The sequence below is a fragment of the Mesorhizobium sp. C432A genome, assembly GCF_030323145.1.
In the GTDB taxonomy this organism is placed as follows: domain Bacteria; phylum Pseudomonadota; class Alphaproteobacteria; order Rhizobiales; family Rhizobiaceae; genus Mesorhizobium.
Genome location: NZ_CP100470.1, coordinates 4533021 through 4555833 on the forward strand (window position 1 = coordinate 4533021; position 22813 = coordinate 4555833).

The following is a 22813-nucleotide window of genomic DNA, read 5'->3' on the forward strand; positions in this document are numbered from 1 at the left end:
CGTAACTGGTCCAACCAGTGAGGTTATTTTGCAACAACAGCCGGTCAACCCCCCTCGCTATGCCTCATTCCGGGTTGCGATCGAGGCGCATGTAGCGGCCGTCGGTTGATGCCTTGAAGCCCAGCTTCTCATAAAGGCCATGCGCGTCACTGGTCGACAGGCTCCAGTGCGAGACCGTGCTGAGTTCAGGGTGGTCGATGAGCGCCTGCACCAGTTGCAAGCCAATGCCTTGGCCGCGATGCTGCGGCCAGATGATGATGTCGGCGAGATAGGCAAACACCGTACGGTCGGTGATGGCCCGGCCAAAACCGACTTGGTTCCCGTCGATATAGGCCGCGGTGCAGAACGAGTTGGCAAAGGCGCGGCGATGAAACTCATCGCTGCGGCCGGCGCCCCAATAACTCGCCATCAACAGATCGGAGGTCGCCCGGAAATCGATCCGTGACATGTCGAAGCTGATTTCACAGTCGGGCATGGTGCCTCGCAAAGAATGGAGGGCGGCCGAATTTCGGTCCGGCCCGTGGTTTGGTTACCGACCTGACGCGCTTACGGCACCACGAAATGCCGCGCCCCTGCTCCCTGATCTTGCCGTTCTTGAAGCGCAGGATGTGATACTCAGGCGTTCCCTTGAAATAGCTGATAAACATGCGCCCCCAAGGTTCATTGATTTAATCAGATGTTTAGCCGCGATCCCTGAAACGGTTGGTGATGGGATAGCGGCGGTCGCGGCCAAAATTCTTACGGGTGATCTTCACACCCGGCGCCGCTTGCCGGCGTTTGTACTCGGCAATGTAGAGCAAATGTTCGACGCGCGTCACCGTCGCCCGGTCGTGGCCGCGCGTGACGATGTCGTCGACGCCCATTTCGTTCTCGACCAGGCATTCCAGAATGTCGTCCAGCACCGGATAGGGCGGCAGCGAATCCTGGTCGGTCTGGTTCTCGCGCAATTCCGCCGACGGCGCCTTGTCGATGATATTCCTGGGGATCACCTCGCCTGAGGGACCGAGCGCGCCCGGCGGCACATGGCTGTTGCGCCAGCGCGACAGCGCATAGACCTGCATCTTGTAGAGGTCTTTTATCGGGTTGAAGCCGCCATTCATGTCGCCATAAAGCGTGGCGTAGCCCACCGACATCTCGCTCTTGTTGCCCGTGGTGACGACCATCGAGCCGAACTTGTTGGAGATCGCCATCAGGATCGTGCCGCGCGCGCGGCTCTGCAAATTTTCCTCGGTAATGCCTTCCTTGGTGCCCTCGAAAAGCTGCGTCAGCGTATGCAGAAAACCCTCGACCGGTTCGAAGATCGGCACGATGTCATAGCGGCAGCCAAGCGCACGGGCGCAATCCTCGGCATCCTTCAGCGAATCCTCCGAGGTATAGCGGTAGGGCATCATCACCGCCCGCAGCCGCTCCTCGCCGAGCGCATCGACGGCCAATGCGGCGCAGATCGCCGAATCGATGCCGCCGGAGAGACCCAGCACGACGTTCTTGAAGCCGTTCTTGTTGACGTAGTCGCGCAGGCCGAGCATGCAGGCGCGGTAGTCCGCCTCCTCGCGCTCGGGGATTTTCGACATCGGCCCTTCCGAGCAGACCCAGCCGTCAGAGTTTTCTGCATCTTGCGCGCCTGCGGCGACGCGGTTGCGCTTCCAGGTGGTGACATCGACAGTTTCCTCGAACTGGCTCATCTGGAAGGCGAGCGTCTTGTCGGCGCCGATGGCAAAAGAGGCGCCGTCGAAGATCAGCTCATCCTGGCCGCCAATCTGATTGGCATAGATCATCGGCAAACCGGTCTCGATGACCTGGCGGATAACGACCTGATGGCGCACGTCCATCTTGGCGCGGTAGTAGGGCGAGCCGTTCGGCACTAGCAGGATTTCCGCGCCGCTCTCGGCCAGGGTTTCACAGATGCCAACGTCGCCCCAGATGTCCTCGCAGATCGGAATTCCGATGCGCACACCGCGGAAATTGACGGGTCCCTGAGCCTCGGGCCCGGCCTGGAAGACGCGCTTCTCGTCGAACTCGCCATAGTTTGGCAAATCGAGCTTGTAGCGCTCGGCGAGGATCTTGCCGCCATCGGCGACGATGATCGAATTGTGGGTGCCGCTCTTGCGCTTCAGCGGCGTGCCGATGATGACGCCCGGCCCGCCATCGGAGGTATCCGCGGCGAAATCCTGAGCGGCCTTCTCGCAAACCTTGAGGAAGGCCGGCTTCAGCACCAGATCCTCCGGCGGATAACCGGCAAGGAAAAGCTCGGTGTAGAGCACGATGTCGGCGCCCTGGCGGGCGGCATCCGCCCTCGCCTCGCGCGCCTTGGCAAGATTGCCGGCGACATCGCCGACCGTCGGGTTGAGCTGGGCAACGGCGATGCGCAGAATATCGGGTGCGGTCTTCTGGGTCATCTGTGCGGTTTAGCGCGGCAAATTTGCCCGAGCAATGGCGTTCGTTTGGACCAATTCGGTGATCAGTCGTCGCCCATATATTCGCGCGGCGATTGCGGCGAATGGTTCTCTCCGATCGACATCGCCAGAATGCGCGAAATGTGCCGGCGCGGCAGGCCGGTTTCCTGCGCCCATTTGTTGATCTGCGCCTGAATCCTGTCGAGATCCCTCTTCGACGTCGGACTTTCGGCGATGTCGAGGCCGGCGTCACGCAAAGCCGCGACCATATCGGCCGAGATGACGAAGGCGTCCCATTGCAGCCAGCGCAGGAAATACTGGCCGGTGTTGCCGCCAAGCCGGCTGCCATGCTTGCCGAGATACGCCATCAGCCCGACCTGGTCGTCGTCAGGCCACTCCGCGAGGAATTTGCCGAAACCGCCATGTTCCTTCGACACACGCTCAACGAAGGCGGCGTTGTCGCGGACGGATTTGATCTTCTGCGGGTTGCGCACAATGCGTTGATCAGCCGTCAGGTCGTGCCAGAAGTCATCAGGTTGAAACAACAGCCGTTTCGGCTCGAAATGGAGAAAGGCTTCCTCGAAGCCCGGCCATTTCTGTTCGATGACGCGCCAGACGAAGCCGGCGGCAAACACCCGCTCGGCCATCGTCGACAGGATACGATCGTCCGTAATTTCGGCAATCGCAGCATTGTCAGGCGCCGGCCCGAGCAGCGAGGTCAGCACCGCGTCGCCGCCTTTGCGTTTTGCAGCACGGGCGCGAATCTTCGCGAAATCGGGCATCCTGCATCCTCGCGCCGCGCTTTTGACGAAACGCCATCTTCCTATATGCAAACAAGGCTGCCAAGCCGACGCTTTTCCTATGGAGACATCCATGCACAAGACCGTGCCAGAACTTGCCAACCGCTGGTTGAGGCGAACGCCTGAAACCCTCAGCGAGCTCGAGCGGCGGGTGTTGCAGAGCACTGTCGACCGCAAGCCCATCTCGCAGGATATCAACGACAGCCTCACCGGCCTTCAGGGCGCCGGCGACCGGATCGCCGATGCCATTGCCCGCATCGGCGGCTCGTGGACGTTCATCCTGTCATTCATTGCTTTCCTGGTGCTGTGGATCGGCGCCAATTGGTGGCTGCTCGGGCGAGACTCGTTCGACCCCTACCCCTTCATCTTCCTCAACCTGGTGCTGTCGATGATCGCCGCCTTGCAGGCGCCGGTGATCATGATGTCGCAGAACCGACAGGCCGCGCGCGACCGCATCGACGCCGCGCATGACTATGAGGTCAACCTCAAGGCCGAGATCGAGATCATGGCTCTGCATGAAAAGCTGGACGAACTGCGCCACAGCCAGATCATCGGCGTGCGCGAGGACATCGCGCGCCTGGCCGAACAGGTGAACCGCATAGACGAAAAACTGTCGGGCCGGCAAACCTCTCAATGACCGGGATCGTCCATCACCTCATCGAGCAATATGGGTTGATCGCGGTTTTCATGGGCTGTGTCGCCGAAGGCGAAAGTGCGGCCATCCTCGGCGGCTTCTTCGCCCATCAGCATGTCTTCATCCTCTGGAAGGCTTTCCTCACGGCCGCCATTGGCGCCTTCGTCGGCGACACGTTTTTCTTCGTTCTCGGCCGCAGCTTTGCCGACCATCCCAGGGTGCTGAAACTGAAGGCGAGGCCCGGCTTCAACCACGCCTACCGTCTCGTCTCGTCCCATCCCAACATATTCGTCCTGTCCAACCGCTACATCTATGGCCTGCGCCTGGTCGGCGGCATCGCGGCCGGTTTCGCCAGCATTTCGGTAGCGCGCTTCGTTATCCTCAACGCGGTGTCGTCGCTGGTCTGGGCGGCTTTGTTCTGCGGCATCGGCTACGTCTTCGGCCTCGGCGCCGAGCAGATGATAGGCAAGGCACTGCTCCATCACGAACGGCTGCTGATCGCGCTTGCCATAGGTCTGGGTGTCGCCATCCTTGCCTGGCTCATCGCCCGCACCGTCGCCGGCAAGGAGCGCGCCAAGGACGCCCGCGACAGCGAAACCACATCGTAAGGTTCAGTCGTCGTCCTCGACCAGAGCCCGGTCGCCGCGATCGAGGATCAGCGGGATGATGAGATCTTCCTCGTCGGCCAGATGCCGCTTCAGCATGGCAATCAGCCGGCTGTTCTCGTCCGCATAGGCGTCGGCGGCGAAGCGCTGCCTGTCCTCGCTCTCCTCGAGCGTGCGGATGAAGGCGTTCGCCGTCTCGGCGTTGCGCTCCAGCCCCTCATGAATGGTGTGATGGTCGGCATCGAGGATTTCGAAGCCGCGCTTCAGGCGCGGCTCCGCCTTGGCGAAAGCCGGGAAATATTGGTAGTCCTCGACATTGTGGTGGCCGTCGAGATTGCCGAGAAAGTGGTTCAGCCGCGGCGCGAACCAGCGCGCGAAATCCGGCGCCGTCAGCCTGCCTTCGCGATAGTCGCCAATGCCGTTGGTGAGCATGCCGCCCAGCTCTCGGAACATGTCGTGCCGCTGCAGCCACATGTTTGCCATGCCGTGGATGTTGGCGTGGCCCCGCCATGTCTCGCGCGGATATTTTTCCGCCAGCCAGCGCAGGTCTTCCGGCAGGCCGGCTCTTTCAAGCAGCAGAAAATTGGCTTCCACGACGTCAGTCTCCTTTGGTGACTAACATATGGGAGCGTTCAGATCAGATCGGTAGTCCCGTGATGCGCTCGATGAGGGCGATTCCCCAGACGCCGGCGACGATAATAACCGAAATCAGCACCGCCAGCGAGCCGCAGTCCTTGGCGAGCTGGATGTCGACGTTGAACTCGCGACTGAAGGCATCGCAGGCTGCCTCGATGCCGGTGTTGAGCACTTCGACCATGATGAGCAGCAGCACCGCGCCGATCAACAGCGCGTAGCCGCGCCACGAGACCGAGACGAACCAGCCGAGCGGCAGCGCCAGCACCAGCAGCATCAGTTCCTGCTGAAATGCCCTTTCGCTGGCGGCGAGCTTGCGAAAGGCTCGCACAGAATTGAAGTAAGCACCGATCAGCCGCTGCATGCCGCATCCCCTTCGAATCACCGGCAGGGGATATCGCAATGGCTGGATCAAGGGAATAAGGCAGCCGCCGCAAAATCACTCCTCCGCAACCTTGATCGTCGGCGTCGACTTCTCGAACTGCGGCAGTCCATCGTCGATCGTATAGTAGTCGCCCTTGTCGCCGACAAAGATGTGGCATTGGCCTTCGAGCCCGGTCGGGTTGTCGAACGATCCGGCCAGAACTGAGACATAGGCATCCTGACCCGGCTTCCAGAACAGCACCGAGCCGCAGATCTTGCAAAAGCCGCGCTTGGCAAAGGAAGACGATTCGTACCAGCTGATGTTGTCGGCGCCGGTTATCGTGATGTCGCCGTCGGCGACGTTGGTCGCGGCGTAAAAATGCCCGCTCTGCTTGCGGCACTGCGAACAGTGGCAATAAATGACGCCGCGCAACGGCCCTCGCGTCTGGAAACGCACGGCTCCACACAGGCAAGATCCGCTGTGGTTGTTGCTCATCCCTACCTCCACCAGCCATCGTCCACGGCTTCGCCGCTGGCCGAGAGGATTTCAGTTTTGCCGCAGCCGGGCACCGGCAAATGCGACATGGGGTGGGCGTGTTCGGACCTGACCTCAGGATCTTTGCAAACCATTTCTGCAGCCTGCGGTAGAACGGACGCGTTACCTGGCGGCACATTAAGGAAACTTTAGCGCCGGCGCATCTATGGTCGTTGCCAAGCGAATGTCGCGATTGGGGACGTGTCTTTCGCAGGATGATCCGAAATACGGCTGGCACTCTCCGGTCGGCGGCATCTCGCACGGTCTGCGATGGTTCCCAGAGGCAGAGTGAACAGAACATGCAGCCGGCAGCCGTCCAGACCGACCGAAACAGCGACATTGCAACAGCCGTTGTGGCGACCATGCGTCAGCTCGGCGTGCTTGGCCTGCCGCGCAATTACGAAATCTTCTACGAAGCACTGAAAGGCACCAATCGCGAACTCGGCCTGGCCGTCGTCGCGCTCGGCAACCAGCCGACGCAGGACGATCTCGACCGCATCGGCCGCGCTTTCTTTGCCCAGCATCACGGTCCCGGCATTGTCGAGCAGGCGCGCGACGTGCTGGCCAGGGAACTCGAGGACATCGCCTTGCTGCTGCGCAGCGAACGTAGCCATATCGAGAAATACGGCAAGATCCTCGATGAGACATCGAGTGGCCTCGCCAACCGCAGCCTGCTTTCGCAGGATCTGCTGCAGAAGGTCGCCAGCGCCATGGCGGCGGCCACCAACTCGACCCTCGACCACGGCAAGCAGGTTGCAACCACGCTGAGCGACAAGACGGCGGAACTGGAGAGCGTCAAGTCGAAGCTTGAGGAGTACAAGCGGCTCGCCGACACCGACCCCTTGACCCATATCTGGAACCGCCGCGCCTTCGACAAGCAAATCACGGCGATTTACACCTCCAACAAGGGGATCCTGTTCAACGCCCTGATCCTTGCCGACATCGACCATTTCAAGGGTGTCAACGATCGCTACGGCCACCCGGTCGGCGACAAGATCATCCAGATCGTCGCTGAAATCTTCCAGACCAGCATCCGTGAAGACATGTTCGTTGCCCGCACCGGCGGGGAGGAATTCGCGCTGATCGTCGAGGGCGCCAGCGAGGATACCACTTACGAGATCGCCGAACGCATCCGCGTGCTGATCGAACAGACGCCGTTCACCAGCAGCCAGACCGGCGCCAATTACGGCACGGTGACCGTTTCCATGGGCATCTGCATGGCTTCCGAAGCGGAAAGCCCGGAGGATCTTTACACCAAGGCGGACCGGGCGCTCTACCGCTCCAAGGTTGGCGGGCGCAACCGCGTCACCCGGCACTCGACAATGGCCGGCCGCACGGGCAAGAACTGGCTGCTATACAAGAAAGACTGACACTTCGGCGTGCAGCCAATTCCCGGGCACAGGCAAATTTATCGGATCCCGCCTCTTTCCATATGAATTTCAGTGGACTATATTTTCCATGGAAAGAGAGAGGCCATGTCTGTTACACAACCCAATGCCGCCCCTGATCTCACCGCGACGGCGGCCGAAAACGCGGTTCTGACCAAGGCCACGCTGCGCGCCGCCGAACTCTTGGATATAACCGCCAGGGTGCTTGCGTCGATCATCGGCGTCTCGGAAGCCACGGTTTCACGCATGCGCAGGCAGGAATTCCTGCTGGAGCGCGGCACCAAGCCGTTCGAACTCGCGGTGCTGTTCGTGCGGCTGTTCCGTTCGCTCGATGCCATTGTCGGCGGTGACGAGACGATAGCCCGGGCATGGCTGAAGAACGCCAACACGGCTTTCGATGGCAGCCCGCTTGAAAAGATCCTCACCATTACCGGGCTTGTCGATGTCATTGCCTATCTGGACTCCCGACGCGCTCTCGTCTGAAGCCGTCCGGCTCGACGGCAAATACTGGCGCATGGTCGAGGCGCAGCACCGCGTCTCGACGCTGAAGATCGTCGACACGCTGGACGAACAGGCGCTGCTCGAGGATCTGATCGAGGAGACCAAGCCGCAGATCCCCATGGAATGCCGGCATCTCCACTATCTCCTGGCGACGCCCTTCCGCTACGGCTCGATCTATCCCTACGGCTCGCGCTTCCGCCGCGCTGGCCGCACCCTGGGTGTCTACTATGCCGCGGAGACGATCATGACGGCGGTCGCCGAAATGGCCTTCTACCGCTTGTTGTTCTTCGCCGATTCGCCCGACACGCCATGGCCGCACGACGCCGCCGAATACACCGCCTTCGCCGCCGCGATCCGCACCGACAAGGCTGTCGACCTCACGCGGCCGCCACTCGACCGCGATCAGGCTGAGTGGACGCATCCGACCGACTACGCCGCCAGCCAGGCGATTGCCGATGTCGCGCGTGAGGCTGGGCTGGAGGCGATCCGTTACCGTTCGGCGCGCGACCCGACGGGCGTCAATGTGGCGTTGCTGACATGCCGCGGCTTTACCAAGGCCAAGCCGCTGGAGCCGCATACCTGGCGCATCCGGCTCGGCGCGTTCGGCGTCCAGGCCATCTCAGAATTTCCGGAGAAGCGGATCGAGTTTTCCAGAACCGCCTTTGCCAACGATCCCCGGCTCAACGGATTGCGCTGGGAACGCGGGCGTTGATCTAAACGAAAAAGCGCCGGATTTCTCCGGCGCTTATCATTTCAGTTTCTGAAAACAGGCTCTCAGCCGTTCACGGCCTGCTTGTGCCGGATCGGATGGGTCTTCTTCAAGAGGTCGGACACCAGGAACGCCAGCTCGATCGCCTGGTCAGCGTTGAGGCGCGGGTCGCAATGGGTGTGGTAGCGATCCTGCAGTTCCTCTGCGGTGATGGCGCGGGCGCCGCCGGTGCATTCGGTGACGTTCTTGCCGGTCATCTCGACATGGATGCCGCCCGGGTGCGTGCCCTCAGCGCGATGCACTTCGAAGAAGGTCTGTACTTCCTTGAGGATGCGGTCGAACGGCCGCGTCTTGTAGCCGGCTGCCTCGATGGTGTTGCCGTGCATCGGGTCGGATGACCACACGACGCTGCGGCCTTCCTTCTGCACCGCGCGCACCAGCTTCGGCAGATGGTCGGCGACCTTGTCGGAGCCGAAGCGGGCAATCAGCGTCAGCCGGCCCGGCTCGTTCTCCGGATTGAGCAGGTCGATCAGCTCCAGCAAACCATCCGGCGTCAGCGACGGACCGCATTTGAGGCCGAGCGGGTTCTTGATGCCACGGCAATATTCGACATGGGCATGGTCGGGCTGGCGGGTTCGGTCGCCGATCCAGATCATGTGGCCGGAGGTTGCATACCAGTCGCCCGACGTCGAATCGACGCGGGTCAGCGCCTCTTCATAGCCCAGCAACAGCGCTTCGTGGCTGGTGTAGAAATCGGTCTCGCGCAAGGCGTAGTTGGTCTCCGAGGTGATGCCGACGGCCTTCATGAAGTCCATCGTCTCGGTGATGCGGTTGGCGAGCATGCCATACTTCTCGCCTTGCGGGCTGTCGGAGACGAAGCCCAGCATCCAGCGATGCACATTCTCCAGGCTGGCGTAGCCGCCTTGGGCGAAGGCACGCAGCAGGTTAAGCGTCGCCGCCGACTGGCGGTAGGCCATTTCCTGGCGGGCCGGGTCGGGAATACGCGACTTGGGGTCGAACTCGATGCCGTTGATGATGTCGCCACGGTAGCTCGGCAGCGTCACCTCGCCCTTGGTCTCATTGTCGGACGAGCGCGGCTTGGCGAACTGGCCGGCGACACGGCCGACCTTCACCACCGGCTGCGCGCCGGCAAAGGTCAGCACCACCGACATCTGCAGGAAGACGCGGAAGAAGTCGCGGATGTTGTCGGCGCCATGTTCGGCGAAACTCTCGGCGCAATCACCGCCCTGCAGAAGGAATGCGTCGCCGGCAGCGACAGCCGCAAGCTGCTTCTTCAGCTTGCGCGCCTCACCGGCAAAAACCAGCGGCGGAAAGGTGGCGAGCTGGGCTTCCGTGTTCTTCAGCGCGGCGAGGTCCGGATAGGCAGGAACCTGCTTGATCGGCTTTGCTCTCCAAGAATTCGGCGACCATTTCGTCATCGCTGCACCCAAACGCTCTTTCCAGCAGGCTTTTGCCCGCCATTCCCGCCCCATATGGGGATGGCGGCTCCATACACGAAGCCGATTTCCTATTCTAGACCGGAATTCAAGCGCTGGCGAATGATGGGGAGCGCCATGCCGCGACCCACTTTGGCTTCTTATCTTCGCGACGGCTGTGCAATATCGCTTGGTGCCAGAATCGATCCTCACCGATCTAGTCGCGCCGGTCATCGTCCGCCGCGCAACAATTCTCCATGGAGTCCCTATGTCCGTGTCCGCCTACCTTGACCGCGTGCGCCGCGAGCAAGGCCTGTTTACGATCGAAGAGGTGGTTGGCCTGTCCGAGCGCGGCAACGTGATCTACGACCCCTACTCCACGCTGATTTCCGCAGGCGCCGTCATCGGGCGAGGCAACGTCTTCTTCCCCGGCGTCTACCTGTTGTGCACCGACGGTGGCGCGCTGGAGATCGGCGACGCCAACATTTTCCACGCCAACACACTGTTCGAAGCATCCGCCGGCGCAATCCGCGTCGGCTCACGCAACCAGTTTGGCGAAGGCGGTTTTACTGCAAAGGCCAACAGGCCGGGAGCCTCGATCGTGATCGGCGATCGAGGCCGCTATCTCAACGGCGCGGCGGTCTTCGGCGAAACGGTGCTGGGTTCAGGCAGCCAGCTTCTCGGTGCAATCACGGTCGACAGTTGCCGGCTGGAACCGGGCGGCAGTTTTCGTGAGCCCGACCCCGACCGCCGGGCCGGATTGCTGAAAGGCGCCGGCGCCGCGCGCGGCTTCACCGTGCCTGCCGGGCACGTCATCGTCGGCGCCGGCACGTTCTCGGCATCCGACCTGCAGTTGCAGTCGAATTTCCATCCGAAAGTCTAGGTGGCCACCAGCCGCGCCAACTGCGTCATGACGACAGCCGAGCCCGCCAGACGCTTCTCGGCTGTCGGCCAGTCGCGGATGAAGACCACGCTGTGGTCGGCCCTGATCTTGGCCAGCGAGCCCTGTTCGCCGATGTACTTGACCAGCCCGACCGGGTTGGAAAACTCGCGCTTGCGGAAATGGATGACGACGCCCTTGGGGCCGGCATCGAGTTTTTCGACATTGGCCCTGCGGCAGAGTGCCTTGATGAAGACGATCTTGAGCAGATGCTTCACTTCCTCCGGCAGCGGGCCGAAGCGGTCGATCAGCTCGGCGCCGAAAGCATCGATCTCCTCGGTGTTTTCGAGATCGCCAAGGCGGCGGTAGAGCGCCAGCCTTAGCTGAAGGTCCGGCACGTAGCTTTCCGGGATCATGACAGCCGTGCCGACAGCGATCTGCGGCGACCAGCCGCCGTCCTGGACCTCGCCGGAGTCCTTCACCTCGGCCACCGCCTCTTCCAGCATCTGCTGGTAAAGCTCGAAGCCGACCTCCTTGATGTGTCCGGATTGTTCTTCGCCGAGTAGATTGCCGGCGCCCCTGATGTCGAGGTCGTGGCTGGCGAGCTGGAACCCGGCGCCAAGCGTGTCCAGCGACTGCAGCACCTTCAGCCGGCGCTCGGCCGTGTCGGTGAGCTTGCGGTTGGCCGGCAGCGTGAACAACGCATATGCCCGCACCTTGGAACGGCCGACGCGGCCGCGCAGCTGGTAGAGCTGCGACAGGCCGAACATATCGGCGCGATGGATGATCAGCGTGTTGGCGGTCGGAATGTCGAGCCCGGATTCGACGATGGTGGTCGACAACAGCACGTCGTACTGGCCGTCATAGAAGGCGTTCATGATGTCGTCGAGTTCGCCGGGCGGCATCTGGCCATGGGCCACCGCCACCTTCAGCTCCGGCACGGATTCCCTTAGGAAATCATGGATTTCGGCGAGATCGCTGATACGCGGCACGACATAGAAGGAATGGCCGCCGCGATAGCGTTCGCGCAGCAGCGTCTCGCGGATGACCAGCGGGTCGAAAGGCGAGATGAAGGTGCGCACCGCCATGCGATCGATCGGCGGCGTGGCGATCAGCGACAGTTCGCGCACGCCGGTCAAGGCAAGCTGCAGCGTGCGCGGGATCGGCGTCGCCGACAGCGTCAGCACGTGGACGTCGGTCTTGAGGTCCTTCAGCCGTTCCTTGTGCTTGACGCCAAAATGCTGCTCCTCGTCGATGATCAGCAGGCCGAGATTCTTGAACGAGATCGCCGACCCGAGCAGTGCATGGGTGCCGATGACGATGTCGACCTGCCCCTCGGCGATGCCTTTCTTGGTTTCCGCCAGTTCCTTGGCGCCGACCAGCCGCGAGGCCTGGCTGACGCGGATCGGCAGGCCGGAGAAGCGCTGCGAAAAGGTCTTGAAATGCTGGCGCGACAACAGCGTCGTCGGCACCACGACCGCGACCTGGAACCCTTCCATCGCCGCGATGAAGGCGGCGCGCAACGCCACTTCGGTCTTGCCGAAGCCGACATCGCCGCAGATCAGCCGGTCCATCGGCTTGCCGGCGCCGAGATCGTCCACGACGGCATCGATCGCGCCCTGCTGGTCGTCGGTCTCCTCATAGGGAAAGCGCGCCGAGAATTCGCCGTAAAGCCCTTCCGCCGGCACCATGGGCGGCGCGGTACGCATCTGGCGCTCGGCGGCAATGCGGATCAGCTGTCCGGCCATGTCGAGCAGGCGCTTCTTCAGCCGCGCCTTGCGCGACTGCCAGGCGCCGCCGCCGAGCTTGTCCAGCGTCGCCTCGGCTGTGTCAGAGCCGTAGCGCGACAGAAGCTCGATGTTTTCCACCGGCAGGAACAGCCGGTCGTCGCCGGCATAGTGGATTTCCAGGCAGTCATGCGGCGCGCCGACCGCCTCGATGGTGCGCAGGCCGATGAAGCGGCCAATGCCGTGATCGGCGTGGACGACGATGTCGCCGGCCGACAGAGACGAGGCCTCGGCGATGAAATCCGACGCGCGCTTCTTGCGCTTCGAGCGGCGGATCAGCCGGTCGCCCAGAATGTCCTGCTCGGCGACGACAACCAGTTGTTCGGTCTCGAAGCCGGATTCCAGCGGCAGCACGGCGAGTGCCGCCTGCCCCGGCTCGAGCTTTTCCGCCTCGGCCAGCGTCGCCACCGGCACGAGATTCCCGAGATGGTGCTCGGCCAGGATCTGGCCAAGCCGGTCGAGCGAGCCTTCGGTCCAGCCGGCGACGATGACCCGGCGGCGCGCCGCGCGCTCGTCGGCGATGTGTTTTACGACGACATCGAAGACGTTGATGTTTGGGTCAGCCCGTTCCTCGGCAAAGCTGCGGCCATGGCGCGAACCGCCATGGAAGACCTTCCTGGTCCCGACATCGGGCGCATCGAAAGCAGTGAAGTCGATGGCTTCGCGCGGTCCGAGCGACGCCACGAGATTTTCCGGCGAGAGATAGAGCAGGTCCGGCGCCACCGGCTTGTACGGCACGGCGTCCTTCAACGCGGCGTCGGCCTGTTTGCGGCGCGCTTCGTAATGGTCGAGGATCAGCGTGTGGCGTTCTGCCAGCGCCTCATGCGCCAGGTGGTCGAAGATCACCGGCGCATCAGGCAGATAATCGAATACCGTCTCCAGCCGCTCGTAGAACAACGGCAACCAATGCTCCATGCCGGCGAAGCGCCGGCCCTCGCTCACCGCCGCATAAAGCCCGTCGTCACGCTGCGGTGCGCCAAAGGCTTCGATATAGGACCGGCGGAAGCGGCTGATGGTTTCGGGGGTCAGCGCCACTTCACTCATCGCCTGCAGCGCCATCGACTTGCGCTGGCCGGTGGTGCGCTGCGTGGCGGCGTCGAAGACGCGGATAGATTCCAGCGTGTCGCCGAAGAAATCGAGCCGCAGTGCTTCCGTCCAGCCGGGTGCGTAGAGGTCGAGGATGCCGCCGCGCACGGCGAATTCGCCGATACCGCGCACCGTCGGCACCCGCTCGAAGCCGGAAATCTCCAGCCGGGACACCAGCGCGTTCATGTCGATCTGGTTGCCGGGCCTTGCGTGGAAAGTCTGCGCTTCGACCAGATCGGCCGGCGGAATGCGCTGCAGCAGCGCATTGGCAGTGGTCAGGATGACCGCGCGATGCGGCTTTTTCGCCAGCGCGATCATCGCCGTCAGCGCGTCGAGCCGCTTGGCGGCGGCATCGGAGCCGGGAGAAACGCGGTCATAGGGCAGGCAATCCCAGGCCGGCAACTCCAACACCGGCAGGCCGGGGGCGGCAAAGGTCAGCGCCTCGATGATCGACGGCAGGCGCTGGCCGTCGCGCGCCACGAACAGCACCGGTTTGTCAGGCGCAATCTCATGGATCGCCTGCACCAGCGCAAAGGCTTCGTAGCCATCGGCAACGCCGTCGACGATGAACTGGCCGGCACGGCCTTTCGGCAGACCGATTTTGGGAATGAGGCTCATGGTTGCACGTTTAAAATGTCATGGTCCGGCGCGATGCCAGGATCTTTTGCAGGACGGCACAGTCGATATTCCCGGGAACCGGGCGTTCGCCGGTGACCATGGGCAGGAATTCGGTGTCGGGGATGTCGAGGAGCCTTTCATATTGGTCGATTTCATCGCCGGTCAAGGCGCCGATCTCGTTGTCGGCAAACGTACCGAGGATAAGGTCCATCTCGCGCATCCCGCGATGCCAGGAGCGGAACAACAGCTTGCGGCACCTGATATCCAGCCCCTCGCTTGATCGTTTCGTCCCGGTCATCGTGCCGCATCCTTCCTTGGTGCGGCGCATATAGCGTGGATAGAGGGCGGTGTCAGCCTTGCAACGCACGGGTGGGCGGCTAAACATCCCAGGTGTGAAGAACACTCCTGACAACGCTGGTGCCGGATACCGCCCGCACTTCACCCTCCTTGTGGGGAGGGTCGGCGAGCACGCATCGCAAAGCGAAGCGGGTGAGACGGGGTGCTGCGCTGGTGCGCCGCCTTCTTCTGAAGTTAGACGCGCACCTACCCCCACCCCGCTCCGCTTCGCGGATCGACCCTCCCCACAGGGGGGAGGGTAAAGCCATGCGCCCCTCCCTCCTCGACCCTCTCTTCGTGCCCATCACTTCGCTTGCCGGCGTCGGCCCCAAGGTTGGCGCTCTGATCGAGAAGGTGGTGGCGGCCGATCTCGGCGAACGGCCGGCGCGCGCCGGCGACCTGTTGTTCGTGCTGCCGCACACCGTCATCGACCGCCGCAATCGTCCCGGCATCGCGCTTGCGCCGGCCGGCTCCATCGTCACGCTCGACGTGCGCATCGACCGCCACCAGCCGCCGCCGCGCGGCAACCGGTCGGTGCCTTACCGCGTCTATGCCCATGACGACACCGGCGAGATCGGCCTGACCTTCTTCCACGCCCATGCCGCCTATCTCGAAAAAGCGATGCCGGTGGGCGAGCATGTCGTCGTCTCCGGCCGTATGGAATGGTTCAACGGCCGCCCGACCATGGTCCATCCCGACCATATCGCCCTGGTGAGCGAGGCGGAAACACTGCCGCTGGTCGAACCGGTCTATCCGCTGACCGCCGGCCTGTCGGGCAAGGTGCTGCGCCGCGCCATCGGCCAGGCGCTCGGCCGGCTGCCGGAATTGTCGGAATGGCAGGACGGCGCCTTCATGCGCAAGCAGACTTTCCCCGCCTTCGCCGACGCGCTCGCCCGCATCCACTATCCCGCGGACCCGATCGATGTCGCCATCGAGGGGGTGGCATGGCGCCGCCTTGCCTATGACGAGCTTCTCGCCGGCCAGGTCTCGCTGGCATTGGTGCGGGCAAAAGTGCGCCGCCTGTCGGGCCGGCCGCTCATCGGCGACGGTCGCATCGTCGAGAAACTGCGCGCAGCCCTGCCCTATTCATTGACCGGCAGCCAGGAATTCGCGCTTGCCGAAATCAATGCCGATCTGGCCGACCCCGAGCGCATGCTGCGCCTGCTGCAAGGCGATGTCGGCTCCGGCAAGACGGTGGTGGCGCTGCTGGCCATGGGGCGCGCAGTCGAGGCCGGCGGCCAGGCGGCCTTGATGGCGCCGACCGAAATCCTGGCGCGCCAGCATCTGGCGACAATCACGCCGCTGGCCGAACAGGCCGGCCTGCGCGTCGCTATCCTGACCGGCCGCGAAAAGGGCCGCGAACGCACTGAAACGCTATCAGGTCTCGCCAGCGGCGAGATCGACATCGTCGTCGGCACCCATGCGCTGTTCCAGGAAACGGTGACCTATCACGACCTCGTCTTTGCCGTGGTCGACGAGCAACACCGCTTCGGCGTCCACCAGCGGCTTGCCATCACCGCCAAGGGCGACGCCCCCGACATGCTGGTGATGACGGCGACGCCGATCCCGCGCACTCTGGTGCTGACCGCCTTCGGCGACATGGACGTCTCCAAGCTGACGGAAAAACCGATCGGCCGCCAGCCGATCCGCACCGTCACGCTGCCGCTGGAACGGCTTGACGAGCTGGTCGGTCGCATGCTGGACGCGGTTGCCGACGGTCAGAAGATCTACTGGATCTGCCCGCTGGTCGAGGAATCCGAAGAGATCAAGCTTATGTCGGCCGAGGACCGTTTTGCCTCGCTGCAGCCCTTGTTCGGCGATCGCATCGGCCTCGTGCACGGCCGCATGAAGGGCGCCGAAAAGAACGAGGCGATGCGCGCCTTCAAGGCCGGCGAAACCCGCATCCTTATCGCCACCACCGTTATTGAGGTCGGCGTCGACGTGCCGGACGCCACGATCATGGTCATCGAACACGCCGAGCGTTTTGGCCTGGCGCAACTGCACCAGCTGCGCGGCCGCGTCGGGCGCGGCGACAAGCCTTCTTCCTGCGTGCTGCTCTACAAGGACCCGCTCGGCGAGACGGCAAAGCGCCGGCTGTCGGTGATGCGCGAGACCGAGGACGGGTTCCTGATCGCCGAAGAGGATCTGAAGCTGCGCGGCGAAGGCGAATTGCTCGGCACCCGCCAGTCCGGCACGCCGGGCTTCCAGGTGGCGCGCATCGAGGTGCACGCCGACTTGCTCGAAGCAGCCCGCGACGATGCAAGGCTGATCCTGTCGCGCGACCCGGAACTACAGTCTGAGCGCGGCGAGGCGCTGCGCCTGCTGCTCTATTTGTTCGGCCGCGACGAGGCCGTACGGCTCTTGCGCGCCGGCTGAGCGCCCTCGGCGATCAGCCCGCCAAGCGGCGGGTTGGCGAGATCTCCGTCGATCGGCTGGCCGTTCATCGTCACCATTTTCGGCTTGACTTCGGGCGCCACCAGCCCGGCCGAGACGATCAGCCTGGCGCCGTCCTCGATCGTCATGTCGAGCAGCACGATGTCGGATTTCGGCACGTACATCAGGAAACCGGTGGTAGGGTTCGGCGTGCACGGCATGAACACGGCGATCATCGGGTCGCCTGCATGGTCGAGCTTCTGGTTGATCTCGGTTTCCTTCTCGCTGGCGACGAAGACCAGCGACCAGACGCCTTTTCGCGGATATTCGACCAGCCCGACCTGGCGGAACATATCGCCCTTGTTCGACAGCACCGTCTGGAAAATCTGCTTCAGCGAACCGTAGATGCCGCGCACCAGCGGCATACGGCCAAGCAGCCGTTCGCCGAAATTGACGATGGCGCGACCGACGATGTTGGCGGTCATGAAGCCGATCAGCGTGATCAGCACGAGCGCCACGATCAGGCCGAAGCCGGGCACCGGAAACGGCAAATAGGTGTCGGGGCTGTAGCGCGCCGGAATGTACGGCTTCACCCAGGAATCGACCCAGCCGACGAACGACCAGGCGATATAGGCGGTGATCGCCAGCGGCGCGCAGACGATAAAGCCTGTGAGGAAATAGTTCCTCAGCCGGGTCATGCCTGAAGTTCTGGGAGCATCGGACATGGTTCACCGGGGACGCGGGTTGCAGCGCCACACTAGTGAAGCGGACGGCGCTTTGGAACTGCGAAGTTTTTTAGACCCCCGATGAGCGCCGACTACTCCACCGTCACCGATTTCGCCAGGTTGCGCGGCTGGTCGACGTCCGTCCCCATGAACACGGCGGCGTAGTAGGCCAGCATCTGGATCGGCAGCGCATAGATGATCGGCGAGATGATTTCCGGCACGTCGGGCAGGATGATCGTCTCCATCGTCTTGACGCTGACCTGCGCCGCGCCCTTGGCGTCGGTGATCAGGATGATCTTGCCGCCGCGCGCCGCCACTTCCTGCATGTTCGACACGGTTTTTTCGAAGATGCGATCATGCGGCGCGATGACGATGACCGGCATGTTCTCGTCGATCAGCGCGATCGGCCCGTGCTTCAGTTCGCCCGCGGCATAACCCTCGGCATGGATGTAGGAGATTTCCTTGAGTTTCAGCGCGCCTTCCATGGCCAGCGGGAAATTGGTGTCGCGTCCGAGATAGAGCACGTCCTTGTAGCGCGAGATTTCGCGCGCGATGCGCTCGATCTGCTCTTCGAGCTTCAGTACCTGGTTGGCGTAGCGAGGCGCCTCCGAAAGAGCGCGCACCAGCGTCTTTTCCTCATCCTTCGAGATCGTGCCGCGCGCCACACCCGCACGCACCGCCAGCGAGGCCAGCACCGAAAGCTGGCAGGTGAAAGCCTTGGTCGAGGCGACGCCGATCTCCGGCCCGGCCAACGTCGGCAGCACGACGTCGGATTCGCGCGCCATGGTCGATTCGCGCACATTGACGATGGCGCCGATCTTCATGCCCGCCTTGCGGCAATAGCGCAGCGACGCCAGCGTGTCGGCGGTTTCGCCCGACTGCGAGATGAAGAAGGCCGCGTCATCAGCCGATAGCGGCATTTCGCGGTAGCGGAACTCCGAGGCGACATCGATGTCGACCGGCAGCCGCGCATAGCGCTCGAACCAGTATTTGCTGATCAACCCCGCGAGATAGGCGGTGCCGCAGGCCGAGATCGCCAGCCGGCAGATCTTGGCAAAGTCGAACGGCAGTTCCAGCGGCTTCGACACGCCAGAGACGAAATCGACATAGTGCGCCAGCGTATGCGAGATCACCTCGGGCTGTTCATGGATTTCCTTTTCCATGAAATGGCGGCGGTTGCCCTTATCGACCATGAAACTGGTCGATAGTGATTGCTGGCGCTTGCGGGCAACCTCTTTGCCGTCGATGTCGAAGATGGTGACGCCATCGCGGCGCACCACCGCCCAGTCGCCGTCTTCAAGGTAGGTGATGGAATTGGTGAAGGGCGCCAGCGCGATGGCGTCGGAGCCCAGAAACATCTCGCCATCGCCATGGCCGACGGCCAGCGGAGGGCCATTGCGGGCGCCGACGATGAGGTCCTCGTCGCCGGTGAACATGATGGCCAGAGCAAAGGCGCCTTCCAGTCGCTTCAGCGCCTGATGCGCCGCCTCGATCGGCTTCAACCCTTTGGCGAGTTCGCGCGCCACCAGGTGCGCCACGACCTCGGTGTCGGTCTGTGACGAGAAGGAATAGCCGTCGCGGATCAGTTCGTCGCGCAGTTCGGCGAAATTCTCGATGATGCCGTTGTGTACGATGGCGACGCCGTCGGAAAAATGCGGATGGGCGTTGGTCTCGTTGGGCACGCCATGCGTGGCCCAGCGCGTGTGGCCGATGCCGATCGTGCCATTGAGCGGCTCGTCCTTCAGCCGGCGTTCGAGGTTGATCAGCTTGCCTTCGGCGCGGCGGCGGCCAAGCCGGCCATGCTCGACCGTGGCGACACCGGCCGAGTCATAGCCGCGATATTCCAGCCGCTTCAGCGCATCGACGATGAGCGGCGCGACCTGGCTCTGGCCGACAATTCCGACGATACCGCACATATGCCTGCCCCCAATTCCCGCTGGAAAACCAGTCCCGATGGAAAACCAGCGCTATCTAGGGATTGCCGGCCCGCCGCGAAAGTCACTTTGCGTTTCGTCTGCTGTAACGGAACGCTTCTCAACCCGATGCACTATGACACACCGCTCTTGCAATCCGGTTACCGCAATTCCTCGGTTGTTCAATTGCTTCGGCGGTTAATGGTCGGTGCCGGCCTTTTTCTTCGCCGCTGCGGCAGACGCGAAGCGCTCGCGCAATTCCTTGCCCTTGCCGGGAATGGTCTTCTGGCGGGCGCGGCCGAAGGCCAGCGCATCGTCCGGCACGCTTTCGGTTATGACGCTACCCGAGGCGATGTAGCCGCCCTTGCCGATCGTAACCGGCGCCACCAGCGACGAGTTCGAACCGATGAAGGCGCCCTCGCCGATGTCGGTGAAAAACTTCGAGTAGCCGTCATAGTTGCAGGTAATGGTGCCGGCGCCGATATTGGCCCCCGCGCCCACACGGGCATCGCCGATATAAGTCAGATGATTGACCTTGGCGCCTTCCTCGATGACCGCCTGCTTGACCTCGCAGAAATTGCCGACCTTCGCCTTGTTGCGAAGATCGGCACCCGGCCGCAGCCGCGCGAACGGCCCGACAACGCAGTTGGAGGCAATGGTGGCGCCTTCGATGTGGCTGAAAGCGTGGATCTTGGCGCCGGTTGCAATTTTCACGCCCGGTCCGAACCAGACATTGGGCTCGACGATCGTATCGGCGCCGATTTCGGTGTCATGCGAGAAATACACGGTTTCCGGCGCGATCAGCGTTACGCCCGACCGCATGGCCTCGTAGCGCCGGCGCACCTGCCAGATGCCTTCGGCCTGCGCCAGTTCGGCTCGGTTGTTGATGCCGAGCGCACTCTCGAAGCTGGTTTCGGTGGCAACGACATCGAGCCCTTTCGCACTGGCGATCTCGACGATGTCGGTGAGATAGAACTCGCCCTTGGCGTTCTTGTTGCCAACCAGGTCGAGCAGGTCGAGCGCATGCTTGCCCGCCACCGCCATCATGCCGGCATTACAGAAGCCGATCTTCTTTTCCTCGGCGGAGCAGTCCTTCTCCTCGCGGATGGCGGTGAGCTTGCCGCCCTTTTCGATCAGCCGGCCATAGCCGGTCTGGCTGGGCGGGCGGAAGCCGATCACCACAACAGCCGCGCCATCGGCAAGCTTTTGCCGCGCGGTCACCAGGGCTTCAGCGTCGATCAGCGGCGTGTCGCCGAACATCACGAGAATATCGTCATAACCCTTTGATATCGCATCGCGCGCAGCCAGCACGGCATGCGCAGTGCCGAGCCGCTTCTCCTGCACGAAGGTCTCGGCCTTGGGCGCGAATTTCGCCGCCGCCTTGCGCATATCATCGGCGCCATGGCCGATCACCAGCGCCTGGCTGCGGGCGCCGGCGGCCTCGGCCGCTTTCACCACATGGGCGACCATCGGCAGTCCGGCGATCTGGTGCAGCACCTTCGGCATCGCGCTCTTCATGCGCGTGCCTTCGCCGGCGGCGAGAATGACGGACAAGCAGGATCTCTGGCTCATGGAAGGACAACCGTATGAATGGGATCAGGAATCGCAGAGTGGTAGCATCTGGCGCCATGCTGCACCAATGGGGTTAAATTCCGGTGAGGTGATGAGGCAGTTCACTCTCGATCAGCGGATCTCTACCCCAGCCGGCCCAGCACCGGAACATTCTCCAGCAGCCAGTAGGACACCGTCTGCACGCCGCCGGTGAGGAAGAACACGCCGGCGACGACCAGCAGCGCGCCGATGGCTTTTTCGACGCGGCCGAGATGGACGCGGAACCTGCCGAGGAAGCGCATGAAGGCGCCGGAGAACAGGGCAGCGATCAGGAACGGAATGCCGAGGCCAAGCGAATAGGCGGCGAGCAGCAGCGCCCCCTCGCCCACCGTCTCGCGGCCGCCGGCCAAGGTCAGGATCGGCCCCAGCACCGGGCCGATGCACGGCGTCCAGCCAAAGGCGAAGGCCAGCCCCATGACATAGGCGGCGACCATGCTGGCAGGCTTGCCCTGCGACTGAAAGCGCGCCTCGCGCGACAGAAGTGGTATGCGCAGGATGCCGAGGAAATTCAGCCCCATCAGGATGATCAGCACCCCGGCCGCCATCGCCAGCGGCTCCTGCCAGACGCGCAGCCAGTGGCCGATGGTCGAGGCGCCGGCGCCAAGCGCCACGAACACGGTGGAGAAACCGAGTACGAAGGCGAGCGAGGAATAGATGAGCGCGCCGCGGGCGCCGGCCTTGGCCGTGACGCCGGCATCGTCACCGCGAAAATCGTCGACCGACACGCCGGCCATGTAGCAGAGATAGGGAGGCACCAGCGGCAGCACGCAAGGCGACAGGAACGAGATCGCCCCCGCTCCGACCGCGCTGACATAGCCGATGTCCAATGGCATTCCAGAACTCCAGATTCCTTGGCGCCGGTATAGCGGTGGAAAACCGTGTTCGCCAATCACCATCGTGTGGCATTTGGCTACACATACGGTCCGGCCGGACGAATTGTTACCGACCAATCCCAAGTTGACCAAGTCGGGGAAGAAATGCCCCTCGCCGAGCGTTCACACAGCGAAGCCGCGATTTCTGCGCGCTTCGTCGGATCACCAGGGAGATTTCCATGAAAAGCATCACTGTCGGCCTGGCCGCCCTTCTGCTCAGCACCGCCGCATCCTTCGCCGCCGAAGCGTGGAAGGAAGCCGATGTCGGTGGCACCAAGATCTACACCGATGCCAATGGCATGACGCTCTATACCTATGACAAGGACGAGAAGGGCAAGACCAACTGCTACGACAAATGCGCCACCAACTGGCCGCCGCTGAAGGCCGAGGACGGCGCCAAGGCGGACGACGAATGGACCATCGTCGACCGCACCGACGGCACCAAGATGTGGGCCTATGACGGCAAGCCGGTCTACACCTTCATCAAGGACAAGAAGGCCGGTGACATCACCGGCGACGGCGTCGGCGAAGTCTGGCACATCGTCAAGGCCGACTGATCGTCCGAACCTCTATCCCGCACCCCATCGGCGGGACTCGGCTGGCCGCCGGCTCCAA

Annotated in this window: 21 protein-coding genes; 8 read left to right on the forward strand and 13 right to left on the reverse strand. The window is 63.1% G+C overall.

From position 1 onward, the window contains the following. Window positions 1-64: 64 nt before the first annotated feature. The 3 genes from NLY33_RS22165 to NLY33_RS22175 form a co-directional block, all read right to left on the reverse strand. The gene (locus NLY33_RS22165) at window positions 65-475 is read right to left on the reverse strand and encodes a GNAT family N-acetyltransferase (RefSeq protein ID WP_023695412.1); all 411 of its coding nucleotides are present in this window, start codon (window positions 473-475) and stop codon (window positions 65-67) included. Window positions 476-680: 205 nt separating this feature from the next. Beyond that, window positions 681-2396: an NAD+ synthase gene (locus NLY33_RS22170; protein WP_023704562.1), complete on the reverse strand. Its 1716-nt coding sequence runs from the start codon at window positions 2394-2396 to the stop codon at window positions 681-683. 62 nt (window positions 2397-2458) lie between these two features. Continuing rightward, window positions 2459-3175 carry a DNA-3-methyladenine glycosylase I gene (locus NLY33_RS22175; protein WP_023704561.1) on the reverse strand — a complete coding sequence of 239 codons (717 nt, stop codon included), beginning with the start codon at window positions 3173-3175 and terminating at the stop codon, window positions 2459-2461. Window positions 3176-3266: 91 nt separating this feature from the next. Here NLY33_RS22175 and NLY33_RS22180 point away from each other — a divergent pair, with 91 nt between their 5' ends. Both NLY33_RS22180 and NLY33_RS22185 read left to right on the forward strand, forming a co-directional pair. Continuing rightward, the gene (locus NLY33_RS22180) at window positions 3267-3830 is read left to right on the forward strand and encodes a DUF1003 domain-containing protein (RefSeq protein WP_023667551.1); all 564 of its coding nucleotides are present in this window, start codon (window positions 3267-3269) and stop codon (window positions 3828-3830) included. Next, window positions 3827-4435, forward strand: a complete 609-nt coding sequence (locus NLY33_RS22185; protein ID WP_023704560.1) for a DedA family protein — start codon at window positions 3827-3829, stop codon at window positions 4433-4435. Before NLY33_RS22180 ends, NLY33_RS22185 begins: the two co-directional genes overlap by 4 nt. A 3-nt stretch (window positions 4436-4438) precedes the next feature. On the opposite strand, the gene NLY33_RS22190 is transcribed toward NLY33_RS22185, so the two are convergent. From NLY33_RS22190 to NLY33_RS22200, 3 genes are all read right to left on the reverse strand, one after another. Continuing rightward, window positions 4439-5026 carry a hemerythrin domain-containing protein gene (locus NLY33_RS22190; RefSeq protein WP_023708466.1) on the reverse strand — a complete coding sequence of 196 codons (588 nt, stop codon included), beginning with the start codon at window positions 5024-5026 and terminating at the stop codon, window positions 4439-4441. A 43-nt stretch (window positions 5027-5069) separates the two neighbouring features. After that, a complete protein-coding gene (locus NLY33_RS22195; RefSeq protein ID WP_023681553.1) occupies window positions 5070-5429 on the reverse strand; it encodes a diacylglycerol kinase in 360 nt (119 codons plus the stop codon). 75 nt (window positions 5430-5504) lie between these two features. After that, on the reverse strand, window positions 5505-5924 hold the full coding sequence (locus NLY33_RS22200) for a GFA family protein (protein ID WP_023667555.1): 420 nt from the start codon (window positions 5922-5924) through the stop codon (window positions 5505-5507). Window positions 5925-6262: 338 nt separating this feature from the next. Between NLY33_RS22200 and NLY33_RS22205 the strand changes: the two genes are divergently transcribed. The 3 genes from NLY33_RS22205 (at window position 6263) to NLY33_RS22215 (ending at window position 8564) form a co-directional block, all read left to right on the forward strand. Further along, on the forward strand, window positions 6263-7333 hold the full coding sequence (locus NLY33_RS22205) for a GGDEF domain-containing protein (protein ID WP_023681555.1): 1071 nt from the start codon (window positions 6263-6265) through the stop codon (window positions 7331-7333). 105 nt (window positions 7334-7438) lie between these two features. Then, window positions 7439-7834: an MbcA/ParS/Xre antitoxin family protein gene (locus NLY33_RS22210; RefSeq protein ID WP_023667557.1), complete on the forward strand. Its 396-nt coding sequence runs from the start codon at window positions 7439-7441 to the stop codon at window positions 7832-7834. Beyond that, entirely contained in the window at window positions 7794-8564 is a 771-nt protein-coding gene (locus tag NLY33_RS22215; RefSeq protein WP_023704558.1) for an RES family NAD+ phosphorylase, read from the forward strand. The genes NLY33_RS22210 and NLY33_RS22215 overlap by 41 nt, the downstream gene beginning before the upstream one ends. A gap of 62 nt (window positions 8565-8626) precedes the next feature. Here the strand turns inward: NLY33_RS22215 and NLY33_RS22220 are convergent, their stop codons facing one another. Continuing rightward, window positions 8627-10000 (reverse strand): class II 3-deoxy-7-phosphoheptulonate synthase, encoded by a 1374-nt coding sequence (locus tag NLY33_RS22220; protein WP_023704557.1) that lies wholly within the window; start codon window positions 9998-10000, stop codon window positions 8627-8629. Window positions 10001-10271: 271 nt separating this feature from the next. On the opposite strand from NLY33_RS22220, the gene NLY33_RS22225 reads away from it, so the two are divergent. After that, entirely contained in the window at window positions 10272-10880 is a 609-nt protein-coding gene (locus NLY33_RS22225; RefSeq protein WP_198020366.1) for a hypothetical protein, read from the forward strand. Here the strand turns inward: NLY33_RS22225 and mfd are convergent. Beyond that, the gene (gene mfd, locus NLY33_RS22230; protein ID WP_023704555.1) at window positions 10877-14368 is read right to left on the reverse strand and encodes a transcription-repair coupling factor; all 3492 of its coding nucleotides are present in this window, start codon (window positions 14366-14368) and stop codon (window positions 10877-10879) included. The genes NLY33_RS22225 and mfd overlap by 4 nt on opposite strands. A gap of 10 nt (window positions 14369-14378) precedes the next feature. Next, entirely contained in the window at window positions 14379-14666 is a 288-nt protein-coding gene (locus tag NLY33_RS22235) for a succinate dehydrogenase assembly factor 2 (RefSeq protein ID WP_023704554.1), read from the reverse strand. Between the two features lie 305 nt (window positions 14667-14971). On the opposite strand from NLY33_RS22235, the gene recG reads away from it, so the two are divergent. Beyond that, on the forward strand, window positions 14972-17080 hold the full coding sequence (gene recG / locus NLY33_RS22240) for an ATP-dependent DNA helicase RecG (protein WP_023704553.1): 2109 nt from the start codon (window positions 14972-14974) through the stop codon (window positions 17078-17080). Here the strand turns inward: recG and NLY33_RS22245 are convergent. From NLY33_RS22245 to NLY33_RS22260, 4 genes are all read right to left on the reverse strand, one after another. Continuing rightward, entirely contained in the window at window positions 17032-17802 is a 771-nt protein-coding gene (locus NLY33_RS22245) for a DUF502 domain-containing protein (protein ID WP_031193123.1), read from the reverse strand. The two genes, recG and NLY33_RS22245, sit on opposite strands and share 49 nt — an antisense overlap. 92 nt (window positions 17803-17894) lie before the next feature. Then, the gene (glmS, locus tag NLY33_RS22250; protein WP_023704552.1) at window positions 17895-19718 is read right to left on the reverse strand and encodes a glutamine--fructose-6-phosphate transaminase (isomerizing); all 1824 of its coding nucleotides are present in this window, start codon (window positions 19716-19718) and stop codon (window positions 17895-17897) included. A 195-nt stretch (window positions 19719-19913) separates the two neighbouring features. Further along, window positions 19914-21287 carry a bifunctional UDP-N-acetylglucosamine diphosphorylase/glucosamine-1-phosphate N-acetyltransferase GlmU gene (gene glmU / locus NLY33_RS22255; protein WP_023704551.1) on the reverse strand — a complete coding sequence of 458 codons (1374 nt, stop codon included), beginning with the start codon at window positions 21285-21287 and terminating at the stop codon, window positions 19914-19916. Window positions 21288-21409: 122 nt separating this feature from the next. After that, window positions 21410-22159 carry a cytochrome c biogenesis CcdA family protein gene (locus NLY33_RS22260; protein WP_023704550.1) on the reverse strand — a complete coding sequence of 250 codons (750 nt, stop codon included), beginning with the start codon at window positions 22157-22159 and terminating at the stop codon, window positions 21410-21412. Between the two features lie 218 nt (window positions 22160-22377). Here NLY33_RS22260 and NLY33_RS22265 point away from each other — a divergent pair, with 218 nt between their 5' ends. Continuing rightward, a complete protein-coding gene (locus NLY33_RS22265) occupies window positions 22378-22755 on the forward strand; it encodes a COG4315 family predicted lipoprotein (protein WP_023704549.1) in 378 nt (125 codons plus the stop codon). Window positions 22756-22813: the final 58 nt, after the last annotated feature.